The sequence below is a fragment of the Pseudonocardia sp. N23 genome (assembly GCF_002583555.1).
Lineage (GTDB): Bacteria > Actinomycetota > Actinomycetes > Mycobacteriales > Pseudonocardiaceae > Pseudonocardia.
On record NZ_BEGX01000022.1, the window covers coordinates 1 to 16,624 of the forward strand.

Below are 16,624 nucleotides of genomic sequence, written 5' to 3' on the forward strand. Positions count from 1 at the left end.
CCAGGTCGGCCACCGCCCGCTCGATCAGCTCGAACGCACGGCGCCGGTCGGCCGGATTACCCTTGCTGGACACATCGCTCCCGCCTCATTGCGGCCCCCTCTGGCTTGTCCCAATAGCTATGACCGACTTGTCGCGCGCGACGGGGTGGATCCGGACCTGCGGCGGCTTCACCTTCGCCGCAGGCCCGGCGTTCCTCGACCTCGCAGGATCCAGTCCCCGAGGTGCGGTAGTTCAGTGCCAACAGTCGTCGACACACCGTGGCCGGTCCGGACGACGGTGTCACCCGGCAGCGTCAACAGTCGGTCGCTGATCGAGTCAATGATCGAGTCGAATGACGAGAATGAGCGTCCGGTCACGCCGGGCCCGCCCTTGAACAGCGTGTCGCCGGAGAAGACGGTGCCCAGGTCCTGGGCATACAAGCAGGTGGAGCCAGGAGAATGACCTGGGGTAACAATAGCGCGCAGGGAAATACCTCCGACCCGGAATACGTCGCCGTCCGATAGCTCTCGATCGGGCTTGCGGTCAGGGTGCGTCATCATCCACAGAGGCGCCTCGGCCAAGTTGAGCAGGATCGGTGCGTCGAACCTGTCCGCGAGCGCTGGGCCCTGATTGACATGGTCGTTGTGACCATGAGTGCATATGACCGCCACGACACGGCGATCCGCGATCCCTTCCGCGATCGTCTCCACATCGTGCGAGGCGTCAATGACAATGACCTCCTTCTCGTCACCGATGATCCACACGTTGTTCATGACCGCCCACGTACCCCCATCGAGGGAGAACGTCCCCGACGTCACGACTTGGTCGATCGGCCCCGTGGGCTGGCTTTCAGGAAGCACCATCAGATCACCACCACCGAGCGCAGGCTCTCGTCGCGCTCCATCCTGTAGAACGACTCGACTACGTCGAGGTTGATCTCCTCAGACACGAACTCGTCGAGGGGGAGCCAGCCCTGCGGGCACTGATCGATGTAGGCCGGGGAGTCGCGCGAGGGCAGGCCGTCGCCGTACCACGACCACCTGCGCGCCCCACCACGGCCGAAAATATCGATCATCGGGACCTCGAACTCCATCTCAGGGGTGGGCACGCCAAACAGGACAGCAGTGCTGGCGGGGTCGCGGGCGTAAACGCCGTTCGGCGGGTTCAGGCGGCCCACGGCGTCGATGACGAGGGTCGGCGCCGTGGGCCGCCAGGGAGCGCCTTGGTCGCTCGAGGGGTCGACCCCACGAGAGTTGAAGGTGTCGGTCGTGCCGAAGCCCTTCACCTTCTCGAGCCTGGCGCGGTCCAGGTCGCCGGCGATGATCGTCGTGACGCCAGCGAGGTTCGCGCCGGCGAAGGCGGCGTCGTCGACACCGATGACCGCGACGGAGTTCATCGCGACCGACGCGCCCATGTCATAACCGATCGCCACGCGGACCTGCGGCGATTGAGCGACGCCTCCACCACCAAAATCGATGACGGACGACGGTCATGGGGCCTGCGTCACCGTGGCGCTTCTGATCTCCGCCGACGCCACACCGAGAGCCCCGGCGCCCCTCAGACCTTTTTGGTCTCCCAGAAGATCTTGTCGATCTGGGCGATGTAGTCGAGCAGCTCCTGGCCCGTCTTGGGGTCGTTGGAGCCCTTGGTGCCCGAGGCACCGGCGGCCTTGGTGGCCTTGTTGAACAGCTCGTGGAGCTCGGGGTACTTCTCGAAGTGCGGGGGCTTGAAGTAGTCGGTCCACAGCACCCACAGGTGGTGCTTGACGAGGTCGGAGCGCTGCTCCTTGATCTCGATGGCGCGGGCGCGGAAGGAGACGTCGTCGTTGCCCTGGTACTTCTCCTGGATCGCCTTGACCGACTCGGCCTCGATCCGTGCCTGGGCGGGGTCGTAGACGCCGCAGGGGAGGTCGCAGTGCGCGGTGGCCTCGAGCTGCGGGCGGAAGATCTTCATCGAGGAACCCCTCATTCTTCGTCGTCGGCGTGTCGCCAATAGTCATTGGCGGCCGCCACCGTGGCAAATTCCGCGGCGACGACATGGGCGACCTGCAAGAGCATCACAGCATCATTCGCATACACGTCGCGTAGACGTTGGCGGATCTCGGCGTTTGGCTGCGTTGATTTGATGACGAGTCGTGCCATCTTGAACGCGAGCTCGCGCCCTTCTTGCGGTGTGGCGGTTTTCAGGGATCCGCCTGGTATCAGTTCCACCAGTCGACCTTCCTTGTTCGAGGCGGCACATCGCGCAGAACTTCTGCATTGCTAGGCCGAGGACCCATGGCGAGCAGCCGGGACTGGGCCACGCGATCGCGGGCGGCGGGGGCGGGCAGGCGGAGCGGAGCGGCTAGGCCCACCCGCCCCGCCTGGAATGCCTAGCGGCGCGGGGTCAGCGCGTCGGCCCAGGCACAGTCCCGATCCCCTCCATCTCCTTCGTGAACGGGACGAACTCGTGGTTCATCACCGCTCGGGGGTCGAAGGACGGGTCGGCCATCACACCGTGGACGCGACGACGCTGCATGCCGAAGTTGCCCGCATCGTAAAGCGGGAAGACAGCGGCCTCACGCAGCCAGCGGTGGAAGGAGTACTTCTTGTCCAGCGAGTTGACGCCGACGACCTGCATACACTTGTACACACAGTCGAACATCAGTTCGGTGCTGAAGACCTTGTTCTGGGCACCGATCAGCTCGCCGTGGTAGCCGTGTGTGTCCAAGTAGTGAGCGGTCTTGAAGCAGTACGTACGCGCCGCGTCGATCTTGGCCGCGACGTCACCGAGGACGTAGCCGGGATACTGGAAGTTGATGATGGGCTGCGCGCCGCCCGCGGTGTAGGTCTTCGCAAAGTCGAGGGCCGCCTCGTAGGCCGACCTTGCGATAGCGACGGCGCCGATGCCCGCGACCGGTCCCGACCAAGCAAAGTTGCGGTTGATCAAAAAGTCCGCATTGCCAGCCGTACCTTCGATCAGATTCTCCGCCGGAATCCGAGCATTGTCGAAGATGATCTCCGCGTTCTGCGCGCTGCGCTGACCAGCACTGCTGATCATGTTGTAGGTGACCCCGGCGGTGCCACGCTCGACGATGACTGCCGACAGGCCGGACGTGCCACCTGCATTCGTGTCGGTCCGCACCACCACGAGGTTCAGGTTGGCGCCCTGCCCGTCCCAACCCGCGACATTGCAGGGCCAGTACTTGCGCCCGTTGAGGATGTATTCATTGCCGTCGCGGACGGCCGTCACAGCGATTCCGGCGCCGCCAGCGGCCGGGGCATCGAAGTTGGCAGTGCCGCCGGGCGATCCAGGCGGCTCGCTGGCGGCGTAACCGACGATGAAGTCGCCCGAGGTGTCGGTCGTGGCGCGAGTAATGAAGCGCTGCTTCTGGTCTTCCGTCCCGTAGTACCACACCGGCATCAGGCCGAGACCGTTGACGAGAAGGGTCGTTCCGAATCCCGGGTCGACCGCTTGAATCTCCTCGGCCGCGATCAGAAAGTCGACGTTGCTGAGTCCCCCGCCGCCGTACTCCTTCGGCATCATCCCGTACGCCATCCCACGCTTCACGGCCTCCTCGTAGGCAGGCTTCATGAGCTGGAACCCCTTGAGCGGGTCGGGCTCCTCGTCTGCGGCTGCCGTGATCGGGCCCAGGACCTCCAGCGCGAACTCGCGGGCGCCGGCCTGAATCTTTTGCTGCTCGGCGGTGAGTGTGAAGTCGAACGCCATTGTTGAAACAACCCCTCATCGAAATTTCGACAGCGGACCCAGACGGGAGCGCTGGGATGCCTCAGCAGGCAGACGCCACCGCCTGCCTCGGACGGATGTGCCCGGGCCCGACTGCCGAGCCGCTGAGCACCTGGGCAGCATGCCAACTGGCAAGGGACGGTGGAAGGTCATCGCAACGGATAGCGGCGTGGTGTCACGAATGACGGAGCCCGGTCGCCGGCCTCCGCCGCGGGCCCTTCCGAATCGGCCCGGACTGCCACGACAGAAGGCGGGCGGCCACGTTCGGCAACCGCTGCACGGAGGTGGTGTGATCCCTCGCAGCATCGGTCACGCAACCCTCCACAAATCGGCCGACAGACTCACCTCCTACCCCCGGGCAACCGAGTCAAGACCGAGCAACTGCCGGACAGCTGGGATGCTCCGGCGCGAGACGGGAATGTCCTCAGCTCGACCCGGGTCGGTGCTCAGGGCGATGACACCGTTACCCTTCTGATCGATACGTTGCACTCGGTCCGGATTGACCAAGAAGCTGCGATGTACTCGGAGGAAGCCATGCACGGCGAGCTGACGCTCGACGTTGTCGATTCCACGTGTTAGCGCGCGCAACCTGCCGCGGTCCGTGACCAGCCACACTGCGTGTCCCTGAGCCTCCGCGAACCGGATTTCGTGTGGGGCCAGCAGCAGCACGCACCGATCAGCCTCCGCCGCTACCCGCGTTGCTCGCTCTGCAGGCTGCTCGACGGGTGCGGCGGACATCGCGGCTCGATCCGACGACCTGGTAAGCATCCAGCCGGCCGGCCCATCTGCGCCTTCGATCAACTGCATCACGAACGACTCGCCCGCAAGCGGGAGCGGGGCTCCCGTCACGAGGTTGGTTCGCCAGTCAGGATTGGCAGTCGCCCCGGCAAGTCCCTCCCGCGCCATCGCGCGCAATGCCTGCAACGGCTCTTCAGCGGCACCGCTCCGGCGTCGGAGCTCATTGCAGCCGGCGACGACTGCACCGGCCAGGTCGAGTCCAATGACGACGTTGGACCCGCGAACTACAGCCCTGGCACATGCCCTCCTCACCGTCGCCGCATCCCGTTCTGCCCGGCGTGCCAAGTGCTCGCGGGCCGCGGCGAGCTCCTCGCGCAGCCGGTGCGCGACCGTCGTTATCGTTTCCTCGGACCGACTCGAGATGTTCAGCGCCGCGGCGGGCTCACCCAGGACCGGATCGGTGACGGCCGCACCGAGGCAGTTCCAATCGTGCATGTCCGCGCGCCAGTGTTCCGGACCTCGGACGGCGACGATGCCCTGCAAGATCAGCGCCATTCCCATCCCATTGGTCCCAGCGATCGCCTCGGTCCAGGAGAACTCAGGCTCCAGGTTGCTGTCGTTGGCTTCTCGACGGAGTCGGGCATCGCTCCACACTGCGAGGATCTGGCCGTGGCCGTCCGTCACTGTGGCGACGCAATCACCAACCTCACGCGCCACCGCCGAGGCAATCCCGCCGAGGTGGGCATATACACCGCGATAGCGGGTCGAGCAGGCTGATGCTGTGACCGGCGCCAGCGGACGCACCGGGTCGACGTTGTGTACGTCACGACATCGGCGCCACGAATCTAGGATATGCTGTGGCACGAACGACTCCGCGGCCTCGTCGTTTCCGTTGATGAAGTGTTTCCACGCACTGAGGGTGTTGGCGCGTCTAGGGCGCATGACGACACCGGTCTGATCAACTCCTGACACCGTGCTGCTCTGCACTGCAATGCTCCTTTGCGTCGCGCCACCGTTCGGTCAAATACCCCGGTCGATCGCTAGGCAGTGTCTGGGGCTGCGCCGTACCCTTCCATAGACTTAGTGAACTCGATGAATTCGCCATCAACGATCAGGTCTGCCGTGAAAGCAGGGTCGGCAATTACTCCCCATGCTCGACGTCGCTGCATGCCGACGTTGCCGCCGTCGTATAGTGGGAACCCAACGGCATCTCGGTACATTTTTTCGAGACCGAACCGCTTGTCGAGTGCATTTACTCCCACTACCCGCATGCAATCGCCGACGACCTGCTGCATGAGTTCAGTGCAGTAGACCTTGTTCATCGCCCCAAGCGCGTGGCCAGCGTCGCCGTGCTTGTCAAGATAATGCGCCGTCCGCCAGCACATTGACCGAGCAGCCTCGATTCGAGCGGCGACGTCGGCAACGAGGTGCCCGACGGCCTGATGATCAATGATCGGTGTCGAGCCGCCGCCGGTGTAGCTGCGGCTCCATTTGAGCGTGAACTCATATGCCGCACGGGCTACACCGAGGGCAGCTATCGCCGCGACCGGACCAGACCACGTGAACGCACGGTTGATGACAAAATCGCCATCCCCCTTGGCGAATAGGTTCTCCTCAGGAACACGAACATCATGAAATGTCATGGTCACGTTCTGACATGTCCGGTGCCCGAGCTTATCGACTACACGATACTCGATTCCTGCCACTCCGCGCGCGACGGCGATCACTGCAAGACCTTCTTTACCGCCTTTTCGGCGGTCCGTACGTACCACGCAAATGTTGACATCGGCCCCCTGCAAGTCCCAGCCTCCGGCGTTGCCGGACCAATGCTTCTCGCCGTTGATAATGTACTCGCCAGCCCCGGGGTCGTGCTCGGCAAGCAATTGGATTCCTGCTCGCGGGCTGGGATGGTCGAAATTTGCTGTACCGCCACGCTCACTGACGACCCAGCCAGCCAAGAAATCTTCGTGCCCGACAGCGGTCGCAGTTCCGATCCATCGCTCGCACAACTGCTCTGTCCCGAACCAAGCGAGAGGTAGCAGAGCCAATCCGTTGATGAGGATCGTCGTAGCGAACCCAGCGTCACCGGCTGCCAGCTCCTCGGTCGCGATCAGGAGGTCAACATTGGACTGCCCGCCTCCCCCATACTTGGCCGGCAGGAATCCAGTCGTCAGACCCATTCGTTGAGCCTGCTCAAAGGCTGGCTTCATGGCGCAGAACGCCTGCTGTGGATCCACGAGGCGGTCGGCATACTCGGCAGCGGGGCGCACAATTTCTCGAGCAAACTCGCGAACCTCATATTTGAGTCGGCGTTGGCGAGTGGTCAGATCGAAGTCAATGGCCATCTACTTCCCCCTCCCGTCGTGCGGCTGGCACCGGTCCTCGTCGGGTCACGGTCTGTGCGTTGGTTACGAGGTACCGCTCCGTCCGCGAAGATCCAAGGCCCCGCGAAGGCCGTCATCGTTGGCAGCGATGTCCTCGATCGTCGCGCGGTCGAGCACGTCGAAGTAGGAGTCGATGGCGCGCGCGAACACACTCCGGGCACCGCATACGCCCGCGATCTGACAGAACCGTGCCGCACCGAGGCACTCGACGACTGCGAAATCGTCTTCCATCGCTCGGATCACCTCGCCGACGCTGATGCTCGATGGATCCCGGACGAGTTGCACCCCACCGCCCCGGCCACGGCTGGTCTGGACCAGGTCAGCTGCTGCCATCCGCTGCACCACTTTGTCGAGATGGTTGCGAGACACGCGGTGGGCCGCCGCGATGTCGGCGATAGAGCCGCGACGTTGCGGCGCCACACGCAAGTACATCAAGACACGCAGCGCGTAGTCGGCGTGCTGTGTATGACGCATCGGCGCTCGTCTCGATCTCGGTGGTGGCGGCCGTCGGACTCGCGTAGTTGAGGCCCGTTGAATCGGTGGGCGAGATGCTACTTTGGATCGCGTCTCCGAGCAAGCAAGCCTCTGACCTGCGAGCATGCGATTCTGATCGCGTTTCGCCAGGGACCATCTCAGTCGAGGGGACACCACAAGCGAGTCGCTTACCGTGCCCTGCTGCCACGGTCCGCCCCGACGCGACGGGGACCCCAGAACGCAACCCGTGCGTTCTGCCATCGGGGAACTGGCGCGCTCCTTCCACAGCAAGGATTGGTGGGAGCTCCAAGCCACCTAGACGGGCTCGTGCTCCCGGGCACGGAGCGGCGTTCCCTGAGGTCATAGCGCCTCCACACGCCGCGGCATCGCCGAGTCGGCGTCGTCGACGTGCGGTCCGCCCTCGTCGGCGCGGCCGGTGACTGCGCAGGATCGAAGAACGAAGGCGCCGCAGTGCGGGCTCCTTGTGTGGTGATTCAACTAGCCCGGCCGAGGCGGCTGGGGCAAAGGGGGATCAGAAGATCGCTCTGACGAAGCGGCTCGAAGACGAAGCGGGCTCGAATCGGCGAGGCCGGTTCCGGTTATCGAGCGGGCTCCTTGATCAAGAATGTGCCTGGTTCTCATGGCTCCGTGCGATCGTCAACAAGACGATTGAATCCTCGATGGCCCGTAGGTCGTGGTGGGTGCCGGGGACGAGCAGTAGGTCGCCTGCCTGTCCGGTCGTGGACTCAGCCGAGCTGGTGAGGACGACGCGCCCCAGCAGAACTACGAGCGTCGCGTCGCCGGGATTCTCGTGCTCACCCAGACGGTGGCTGGCGGGGAGCGTGATCAACAGCTGGTGAAGCCCCTTGCCTTGGTGAACGGTCTGGACGTGACAACCTGTTGCGGTCTCCTTTGCCGCGGCGAGGTGCGTTATTGCGCGTCCGGTCAGCGATAGCGGCTGCTCAGAACTGGCTGGCATGGGTGGCTCCTCGATGAGCAGGATGGTCGTGCCTCGCTGTCCGTGGGCGCGAGCGAATCTCGAGCACGCTTCTGGTGAGCGCAAGATGCTGTGAACAGGGTGGCCCGGAGGCGAGCAGGCCGTCCACCTGGGGGATTTCCAAGCCGGCGTACGCCAGGTGCCCCCGGGATCGGCTTCCGCTGTCACGCCCGGCGAGCAGTGAGTCTGATCGAAGCTTCGAGCAGGGCCTGGCAATAGGATCTGAGCCGCCGGCACAGCCGTGGCGCGCAGACCCCCGGCGATCAGGGCGCCTCCTGGAGGAGGATATCACCGCGCCACCCACTGCCAGCCCCGGAGTTGTGACGGAGCCGCGTCGTGACGTTGGCGTATCCCCTTACCGGGTGATATCGATTTCCTATGGGGCCGACCGCCGGCGACGATTGCGCAACCCCGCGCCAGTTAATGACGATGCTTCGGTGTCTGCCATCCCAGATCCGGCGCGTGTTGACCGCAGCTTGCGTGACTTCGCCCTCACTCCGCGGGTCTTGCTAATCGTCGTTCTGGCGATGCCGATCGGCGCGCTCGGCGCTGTGGCCGCCTGGGCTCTGCTGCGACTGATCGGCCTGGTCACGCACCTGGTGTTCTTCCAGACCGTCGGCTTCTCGCTGGTCGGGCCCGGCTCCGACCCGCACCCGGCGTGGCTGGTGCTGGCCGCGCCGGTCGCGGGCGGGCTCGTGATCGGCCTGATGGCACGCTTCGGGTCCGAGAAGATCCGCGGCCACGGCATGCCCGAGGCCATCGAGGCGATCCTGATGCGGCGCAGCACCGTCGAGCCGCGGGTGGCCGTCCTCAAACCGATCTCGGCCGCGGTGAGCATCGGTACCGGCGGCCCGTTCGGCGCCGAGGGACCGATCATCATGACCGGCGGCGCGATCGGCTCCATCCTCGCCCAGCACCTGCACCTGTCGGCCGACGAACGCAAGGCGCTCATGGTCTCCGGCGCCGCGGCCGGCATGGCCGCCACCTTCAACTCACCACTGGCGTCGGTGCTGCTGGCCGTCGAGGTGCTCCTGTTCGAATGGCGCCCACGCAGCTTCCTGCCCGTCGTCGCCGCCGTTGCAGCGGCCACCCTGCTACGGGTCCCGCTCCTCGGCGAGGGCCCGATCTTCCCCATCGCCTTCGCAGACCTGAACGTGTCGCCGCTCGCGACGATCTTCTGCGTCGTCGCCGGTGTCCTTGGCGGCCTGCTGGCCGTCGCCGTCACCGCGCTGGTCTACATCTCCGAGGACACCTTCGCGCGGCTGCCGATCCACTGGATGTGGTGGCCCGCGATCGGAGGACTGATCATCGGGATCGGCGGCCTGATCGAACCCCGCGCCCTGGGCGTCGGCTACGACGTCATTGGCGAGCTGCTCAGTGGGCACGCCACCATGGGGCTGATCGTCGGCATCCTGACGGTGAAGAGCCTGATCTGGGGGCTCTCGCTCGGCTCCGGCACATCCGGCGGCGTACTGGCACCCGTTTTCATGATCGGGGCGTCGTTGGGGGCCTTGGAGGGTCACGTATTCCCCGCTGCCGCGCCGGGATTCTGGGCGATCGTGGGGCTCGCGGCCGTCGTCGGCGGGGTGATGCGCTCACCGCTGACGGGCGTCGTGTTCTCCCTGGAGCTGACCCACGTTTGGCCCATGCTGTTACCGCTGCTGGTCGCCTCAGCCGCCGCGTACGGGACGTCGGCGCTGTTGCTCCGGCGCTCGGTGCTGACAGAGAAGATCGCCCGCCGCGGCCACCACCTCTCGTGCGAGTACGACGTCGACCCGCTCGAGGTGCTGCGCGCCGACGAGGTCATGCACGCCCGGCCGTGGACCCTCGCCGCCGCTGACCTGCTGCCGCCCCCTGCCGATGTCTTCAGCGCAGAGGTGCCGCGCCGCGGCGGCGAGCCCGACGGCCAGCTCGCACCGCTGCAACCGCTCTTCCCCGTGATCGACGACGGCGGGACCCTCCTCGGGATCGTGCCGCGTCGGCTGCTTCGCCACCCACCCGAGGGCGCGGCCACGGTCGCCGAGATCATGATCGTCCCGCCACTCGTCGTCGGAGTGGGAGAGACGCTTCGGACGATCGCCTCCCGGTTCGCGCAGGCGGCGGTGGCAGCGGCGCCCGTCGTCGACCGCACGGACCCGACCCGACTCGTGGGGCTCATCACGGTCGAACAGCTTCTCGACGGGCACCTGCGCGAACACGCCGAGGAACACCACCGGGAGCGACCGCTGACTATGACTCGACGTCGCCGGCCCTCGAATTCCGGACCGGCCCTGCGATGACAACGAGCTGGACGACCTGACTCCGTGCCTTGTCCTCCTGCCGCTCCCGGCTCCTCGGAGGGACCGGGTCTGCACTCGGCGCTGAGCGCACACCCCGCCGGCCCTGGGTGCCCGGGTTCTCCTTGCATTCCCAGCCGCAGTTCGCCAGGTGTGTCGGTCGCGGCCGCGGCAGTGGGCTTGACGGGTCGGTGTTGGTGGCGGCGTCGCCAGCATGACCAGGCCCCGCGCAGGGTGTGGCTGGGTTGTGGATGAGGATGCCCGGCGGCGCCGAGTCTTGGGCCAGGGTGAAGCCGCCACCAAGTCTCTTGGGCGATCGCGGCAGTTACCGGGAGGTACGCGCGGCCGAGCAGATCGAGGCTGGGGGACCACTCTGGAGCACGCCCCGACAGATGCGACGCGCTGGTAACGGCACCGTCAGTCGATCAGTGCGGGGCATCGATGGCAGCCGAGAACCTGTCGCGCTCCGAAGTCGGTCGAAACTGGAAGCCTTCGAGATCCAGCCCTGCCGGATCGACACGTCCGGGTTAACCAGCGATCCACAGTTCATCGACCAGGTCCGCGACTTTGTCAGGACCTACCAGGCTCCCCCGGAGAAGGCGCTGGTCCTGGGGCGCCGAGCGCTGGTCCGGTGGCTCCGACCAGCACATGGATGCACAAGTACGTGCAGGCACTCGAACACGACATCCAGAACTAGGTCGCTCAGTGGAGCCGAGAACCCGCCCTTGACTACCTGGACCGAGAGCGTCGACCGCCTCTCGAACGCCTCGCTGCACATCTTGATCGCCTTCCATGCGCCGGACGACAGTGGGCCTGGCTCAGTTGGCTCAGTTGGCAGAACCCGCGCTGACCTCGACGCGTTCCCGCGCTAGGCCGAACTCTGCTGGCTGACAGGTGGTTTCGAGCACGGACATCCACATGTCCCCGTCAGGGTCGATCTGGTTACGTCGGCTGGTCATCAGCGAGAGCGGCACGTGCACAAAGCGCCGGCGCCAACGCGCGACGGCGGCCTCGGTGCGACCGGCCATCGCCGCGTGGACCGCTGCATGAGCCAGTCGCAGGCAGTAGACACTGTCGTAGGCGTTGGCAGCGACGCTGCGGATCGCGTAGCTCGGGTCGATGTACCGAATCGTGGGAGGCCGGCCGGACCTCGTGAGGTGGGCGATGATGCGGTCCTTGAGCACATCCGCGACGTTGCCCAGCTTGAGATTGCCCGACGCATCAGTGGCGCCACAATCCGGCTGTCGTAGACCATGGTCGGCTAGAAGATCTTGGCCTGCCCCCTCGGCGAGGACGATCACCACATGGCCCTTGGTGCGTACGTGCTGCTCGATGTGGGCCAGTAGACCGTCCTTTCCGCCGAGCGTGAACGGGATCTCAGGGACCAGAACGATGTCGGCGGTGCCGGCAGCCAATGCTGCGTAGCTGGCTATGAAGCCAGAGTGACGGCCCATCAGCTTGACGATTCCGACGCCGTTCGGAGTGGCGGCTGCCTCGATCGCAACCGCCGAGATGAATTCCGTCGCTCGCGCGAACGCGCTCTGGAATCCGAACGACTGATCGGTGAAGGGCAGGTCGTTGTCGATCGTCTTAGGGACGGCGATGACGGCGATGGTGAGGCCGCGCGCTCGGATCGCGGTGCTGATGGCGGTCGCGGCCCGCATCCCGCCGTCGCCACCGATGACGAACAGCATCCCGACGCCGCGCAACACGAGGCTGTCGACCATCTCGTCGGGGTCCTGTCCGCCGCGTGAGCTGCCCAGAATGGTTCCGCCGACGGTGTGGATGTTGCGAACGGTCTCCATCGTCAGGTCGACGGTGTCGTCGCGGTGTTCGGCAGTCAGTCCCCTGAGGCCGTTGCGGAAGCCGAGGATGCGCTTGACCCCGTAGTGCACGGCGAGTTCTTGGACGAGTCCACGGATGACGTTGTTGAGGCCGGGGCACAGACCCCCGCAGGTGACGACCCCAGCGACGACTTCTGCAGGGTCGAAGTAGATCTTGCGGCGCGGACCGGCGGCTTCGAAGCTCGGGGCCCGGTCCGACGGGAGACCGTGTTCGGCCAGCATCGAGACGGTGTCCTCGAGCAGCACCCGGTCGCCTTCCGCGACGTAGTGGGGCGAGGTCTGCTTGGTGGAGCGCATCTCGGACAACGGTGAGTCGTAAAGGCACTCGCCGAGGGCGCGGACGCGGAGGTCGCCCAGGTGCAGCGTCACCGAATCTCCTTGGTGTTCTTCGAACCGATGGGGTCAGTCGAAGGTGGTGTGCGTGATGTGGCGGATCTCGTTTCGGGAGATCACTAGTGACTCGGTGATGGTTGTGTCCCCGACGGTGCGCGGCCGGCCGAGCAGGGGCCCGCCGTTGACCCCGGTCGCGACAAAGAAGGCCTCACCTGAAACGAGTTCGTCGCGGTCATAGATGCGGTCGAGCGACATGCCTGCTGCGCGGATGGCGTCCGCTTCCTCATCGCGCTGCGGAGCCAGACGACCCACCATGCCGCCGCCGAGTGCTCGGACCGCTGCAGCTGTCATCACGCCCTCAGGTGTGCCTCCGACTCCGAGGAGGAGGTCGATGTCGAGGGTTGGCATCAATACCGCCAGGCTCCCACCGACGTCGCCCCCCGCTGGTGTCTGCACTGCCGCACCCGCTTGCAGCACGCGCGCGATCAGTTCCTTGTGCCTCGGCTTGTCCATGATGACGACGCGCAAGGCACTGACCTTCTTGCCCAGTGCCTCGGCAACCTTGGCCAAGGTGCGCTCGGGGGGATCATCGAGATCGATGGCATCCTTCGCGCGCGGTGGCACGACGATCTTGTCCATGTAGAAGCCGGGCCCTGGCGACCACAGCGTGCCAGCTGCGCCGAACGCGATCGTTGCCAGCGCCCCGGGCAGATCCCGTGCACAGAACGACGTCCCCTCAAGCGGGTCGACGGCGATGTCGAAATCGGGTCCGTGACCGTTGCCGACCACCTCGCCGTTGAACAGCATCGGGGCGTCGTCCTTCTCCCCCTCCCCGATGACGACGGTTCCCCGTCCCGGCGCGTCGGCGAGCACAGCCCGCATGGCCGCGGTCGCCGCCGCATCGGCCCCCTTCTGGTCGTTACGGCCGACCCAGGCGTAGCTGGCCACCGCGGCGCGACGGGTGGCAGCCAGCGCCACTGCTTCCAACGTGCCGATGTCGGCGGCCTGCATCTCGGGCTCCTGGGGGGACGTGTGTCGGACGGGGGACAGCCGCTTCGTCACTCGAGGTTCGCGTGCAGACGCCACAGCTCACGGGCTTCGCTGCCGCCTGCCTGCCAGAGCGTGTGGAACAGCGCGTCCGTGATCAGCAGCACTGACTGCTCGAACAGGCTGCCTGCGTACTGGATGGAAGCGGTGCCATCGAAGTCCTGCTTGTCGGCGGCAGGGACCATGAGCACCGCGGTCGCCAGCTTGGCCAGCGGAGAGTCGGCGGCCGTGGTCAGTGCGATCACGTCCGCACCCCGGTCGCAAGCCGTCTGCGCGGCGCGCACGACGCGGCCCGTGGTGCCCGAGCCCGAGGCCGCCACCAGGACGTCACCCGAGCCGATCGCGGGAGCGGTCACCTCACCGACGACATGGGTCGCGAGCCCGAGGTGCATGAAACGCATCGCGGCCATCTGCAAGGCGAGGCCGCTGCGTCCGGTACCGAGGGTGAACACCTTCGGCGCCCTGAGAAGCAAGGCCCCGGCCTGTGTCCAGGCTGCGGGCTGGACCGCAGCACTCACCCTGTCCACCTCGCCGATGACGACACGGGTGGCGTCGGAGAAATGACCAGGGTCAACCTTGGTCGAAGTCGACTGCGTCAACGAAGTTCCCTCTCGTGAGCATGATGGCGAGTCATCCCCGCCGCACGGACTCCAGGCTGCGCCGTGCCGCCTGGACCACGGCCTCGGTGGTGATACCGAACTCTTCGAACAGGGTCGTGAAGTCCGCCGAGGCACCGAAGTGCTCCAGCGACACGACCTCGCCGGCGTCGCCGGCGAATCGGTGCCACGGCTGCGCCACCCCGGCTTCCACGACCACCCGCGCCCGCACCGCCGGCGGCAGCACCGCGTCCCGGTAGGTCCGCTCCTGCCGGTCGAACCACTCGACGCACGGCATCGACACGACCCGGGTCGCGATCCCTTCGGCCTCGAGGATGGTCCTGGCCTCCACGGCCAGCTGGACCTCGGAACCGGTGCCGACCAGCACGACCTCGGGGCTGCCCGAGGAGGCCTCGGCGAGCACGTACGCCCCGCGGGCGACCCCCTCAGCGGACGTACCCTCCAGAGTCGGCACGTTCTGGCGGGTGAGCGCGAGCCCGGCCGGGCCGCCGGTGTCCTCCAGCACGGCCTTCCAGGCGTGCGCGGTCTCATTCGCGTCTGCCGGTCGCACAACGGACATGCCGGGGATCGCACGCAGCGAGGCGAGCTGCTCGACGGGCTGGTGGGTCGGACCGTCCTCACCGAGGCCGATCGAGTCGTGCGTCCACACGTATACGACCGGCAGCCGCATCAGGGCGGCCAGACGCACCGCCGGGCGCATGTAGTCGCTGAAGATGAGGAAGGTGCCGCCGTACGGCCTGGTGCCGCCGTGCAGCGCGATACCGTTGAGAATCGATCCCATCGCGTGCTCGCGGATACCGAAATGCAGCGTGCGACCGTACGGCTGGGCCGTCCAGGTCTCGGTGGAGATGTCGGCCGGGCCGAAGGAGTCCGCCCCCTTGATCGTTGTGTTGTTGCTCTCGGCCAGATCCGCCGAGCCACCCCACAGTTCGGGAAGTACCTCGCCGAGCTTGGCGAGCACCGCGGCCGAGGCCTTTCGTGTCGCGACCCCTCCGTCGGCAGGCTCCCAAGCGGGCAGGCCATCGGCCCACCCGGCCGGTAGGTTGCGGTCAACGAGGCGGTCCAGCAGCTCCTTGCGCGCCGGGTTGGCCTGCGCCCAGGCATCGAACTCGAGCTGCCACTTTTCATGGTCGGCCCGGCCGCGCTCGGCCACCGCTCGGGTGTGGCGCAGGACGTCGTCGTCGACCTGGAAGCTCATCTGTGGGTCGACGCCGACCGCGCGCTTGACCCTGGCGAGCTCCTCGGCTCCCAGCGCGGTGCCATGGACCTTGCCCGTGTTCATCGCGGTCGGCGCCGGGAAGCCAATCACGGTGCGCAGCACGATCAGCGTCGGGCGGGTGGTCTCGGCCTTGGACTGCTCGATCGCCGCAAGGAACGCGGTGACGTTCTCGCCACCGTCGACAGTGACGACATGCCAGCCGTAGGACTCGTAGCGCTTGGCGGTGTCCTCTGACAGGGCGATGCGGGTGTTGTCCTCGATCGAGATCTCGTTGCTGTCGTAGACCACCGTGAGGTTGCCCAGCTGCTGCGTGCCGGCCAGAGACGACGCCTCGGAGGTGACGCCCTCCTCGATGTCGCCGTCGGACGCGATCACGTAGATGTGGTGGTCGAACACGCTTCGACCCGGCTCGGCGTCCGGGTCGAACAACCCGCGCTCGCGACGGGCGGCCATCGCCATCCCGACCGCGTTGGCCAGGCCCTGACCGAGCGGGCCGGTGGTGGTCTCCACACCGTCGGTATGCCCGTACTCGGGGTGGCCCGGTGTCAGGGAGCCCCACCGGCGCAGGGCCATCAGGTCGTCGAGCTCCAGGCCGTAACCCGAGAGGAACAGCTGGATGTACAGGGTGAGGCTTGAATGCCCGGCAGAGAGCACGAACCGGTCCCGACCGAGCCACTTCGCGTCGCTGGGGTCGTGCCGCATGACGCGCTGGAACAATGCGTAGGCGACAGGTGCGAGGCTCATGGCGGTGCCGGGATGTCCGCTCCCGCAGTGCTCGACCGCATCTGCGGCCAGCACCCGCGCGGTATCGACCGCGCGTTGGTCCAAATCGGACCAGTTCTCGGGGGCGCTCCAGGTGGTCAGGCGAACCAGCTCGTCAGCAGTCTGGTGGGGTGGCATGGACGGGCACTCCCTGAGGTTTCCGGACGGGTGGGTCAGCGGGTGGCGCGCTTCTTGAGCTCGGCCGCCGCGGCGCCGGGGTCAGCGGC

13 protein-coding genes are annotated in these 16,624 nt (G+C 66.4%); 1 reads left to right on the plus strand and 12 read right to left on the minus strand.

Annotation, left to right across the window (positions count from 1 at the left end; genetic code table 11):
* Nucleotides 1-168 precede the first annotated feature (168 nt).
* The 8 genes from TOK_RS07700 to TOK_RS07735 all read right to left on the minus strand — a co-directional run bounded on the left by TOK_RS07700 (nucleotide 169) and on the right by TOK_RS07735 (nucleotide 7,302).
* Nucleotides 169-843, minus strand: coding sequence for an MBL fold metallo-hydrolase (locus tag TOK_RS07700; protein ID WP_098957117.1), 675 nt, complete (start codon nucleotides 841-843; stop codon nucleotides 169-171).
* The gene (locus tag TOK_RS07705) at nucleotides 843-1,412 is read right to left on the minus strand and encodes a zinc-binding dehydrogenase (RefSeq protein WP_098957118.1); all 570 of its coding nucleotides are present in this window, start codon (nucleotides 1,410-1,412) and stop codon (nucleotides 843-845) included. The genes TOK_RS07700 and TOK_RS07705 overlap by 1 nt, the downstream gene beginning before the upstream one ends.
* A 125-nt stretch (nucleotides 1,413-1,537) precedes the next feature.
* Nucleotides 1,538-1,933, minus strand: a complete 396-nt coding sequence (gene sodN / locus TOK_RS07710) for a superoxide dismutase, Ni (protein ID WP_374754867.1) — start codon at nucleotides 1,931-1,933, stop codon at nucleotides 1,538-1,540.
* Between the two features lie 11 nt (nucleotides 1,934-1,944).
* Nucleotides 1,945-2,190, minus strand: a complete 246-nt coding sequence (locus TOK_RS07715) for a hexameric tyrosine-coordinated heme protein (protein ID WP_098957120.1) — start codon at nucleotides 2,188-2,190, stop codon at nucleotides 1,945-1,947.
* A gap of 175 nt (nucleotides 2,191-2,365) precedes the next feature.
* Nucleotides 2,366-3,688 carry an acyl-CoA dehydrogenase family protein gene (locus TOK_RS07720; RefSeq protein ID WP_098957121.1) on the minus strand — a complete coding sequence of 441 codons (1,323 nt, stop codon included), beginning with the start codon at nucleotides 3,686-3,688 and terminating at the stop codon, nucleotides 2,366-2,368.
* Nucleotides 3,689-4,054: 366 nt separating this feature from the next.
* Nucleotides 4,055-5,431 carry a DNA-binding protein gene (locus tag TOK_RS07725; protein WP_098957122.1) on the minus strand — a complete coding sequence of 459 codons (1,377 nt, stop codon included), beginning with the start codon at nucleotides 5,429-5,431 and terminating at the stop codon, nucleotides 4,055-4,057.
* A gap of 53 nt (nucleotides 5,432-5,484) precedes the next feature.
* Nucleotides 5,485-6,789, minus strand: coding sequence for an acyl-CoA dehydrogenase family protein (locus TOK_RS07730; protein WP_098957123.1), 1,305 nt, complete (start codon nucleotides 6,787-6,789; stop codon nucleotides 5,485-5,487).
* A 63-nt stretch (nucleotides 6,790-6,852) separates the two neighbouring features.
* Nucleotides 6,853-7,302 (minus strand): Rrf2 family transcriptional regulator, encoded by a 450-nt coding sequence (locus TOK_RS07735; RefSeq protein ID WP_098957124.1) that lies wholly within the window; start codon nucleotides 7,300-7,302, stop codon nucleotides 6,853-6,855.
* 1,053 nt (nucleotides 7,303-8,355) lie between these two features.
* On the opposite strand from TOK_RS07735, the gene TOK_RS07745 reads away from it, so the two are divergent.
* The gene (locus TOK_RS07745) at nucleotides 8,356-10,578 is read left to right on the plus strand and encodes a chloride channel protein (RefSeq protein WP_253258246.1); all 2,223 of its coding nucleotides are present in this window, start codon (nucleotides 8,356-8,358) and stop codon (nucleotides 10,576-10,578) included.
* Between the two features lie 824 nt (nucleotides 10,579-11,402).
* On the opposite strand, the gene TOK_RS07750 is transcribed toward TOK_RS07745, so the two are convergent.
* Genes TOK_RS07750 through tkt form a run of 4 tightly spaced genes read right to left on the minus strand, consistent with a single transcriptional unit; the run spans nucleotide 11,403 to nucleotide 16,535 of the window.
* Complete coding sequence (locus tag TOK_RS07750; protein WP_098957126.1) at nucleotides 11,403-12,788, minus strand: ATP-dependent 6-phosphofructokinase; 1,386 nt, start codon at nucleotides 12,786-12,788, stop codon at nucleotides 11,403-11,405.
* A 33-nt stretch (nucleotides 12,789-12,821) separates the two neighbouring features.
* Entirely contained in the window at nucleotides 12,822-13,763 is a 942-nt protein-coding gene (glpX, locus tag TOK_RS07755; protein ID WP_098957129.1) for a class II fructose-bisphosphatase, read from the minus strand.
* Between the two features lie 47 nt (nucleotides 13,764-13,810).
* Nucleotides 13,811-14,398 carry a 6-phospho-3-hexuloisomerase gene (gene hxlB, locus TOK_RS07760; protein ID WP_098957127.1) on the minus strand — a complete coding sequence of 196 codons (588 nt, stop codon included), beginning with the start codon at nucleotides 14,396-14,398 and terminating at the stop codon, nucleotides 13,811-13,813.
* 31 nt (nucleotides 14,399-14,429) lie between these two features.
* Nucleotides 14,430-16,535, minus strand: a complete 2,106-nt coding sequence (gene tkt / locus TOK_RS07765; RefSeq protein WP_172457469.1) for a transketolase — start codon at nucleotides 16,533-16,535, stop codon at nucleotides 14,430-14,432.
* Between the last annotated feature and the right edge of the window lie 89 nt (nucleotides 16,536-16,624).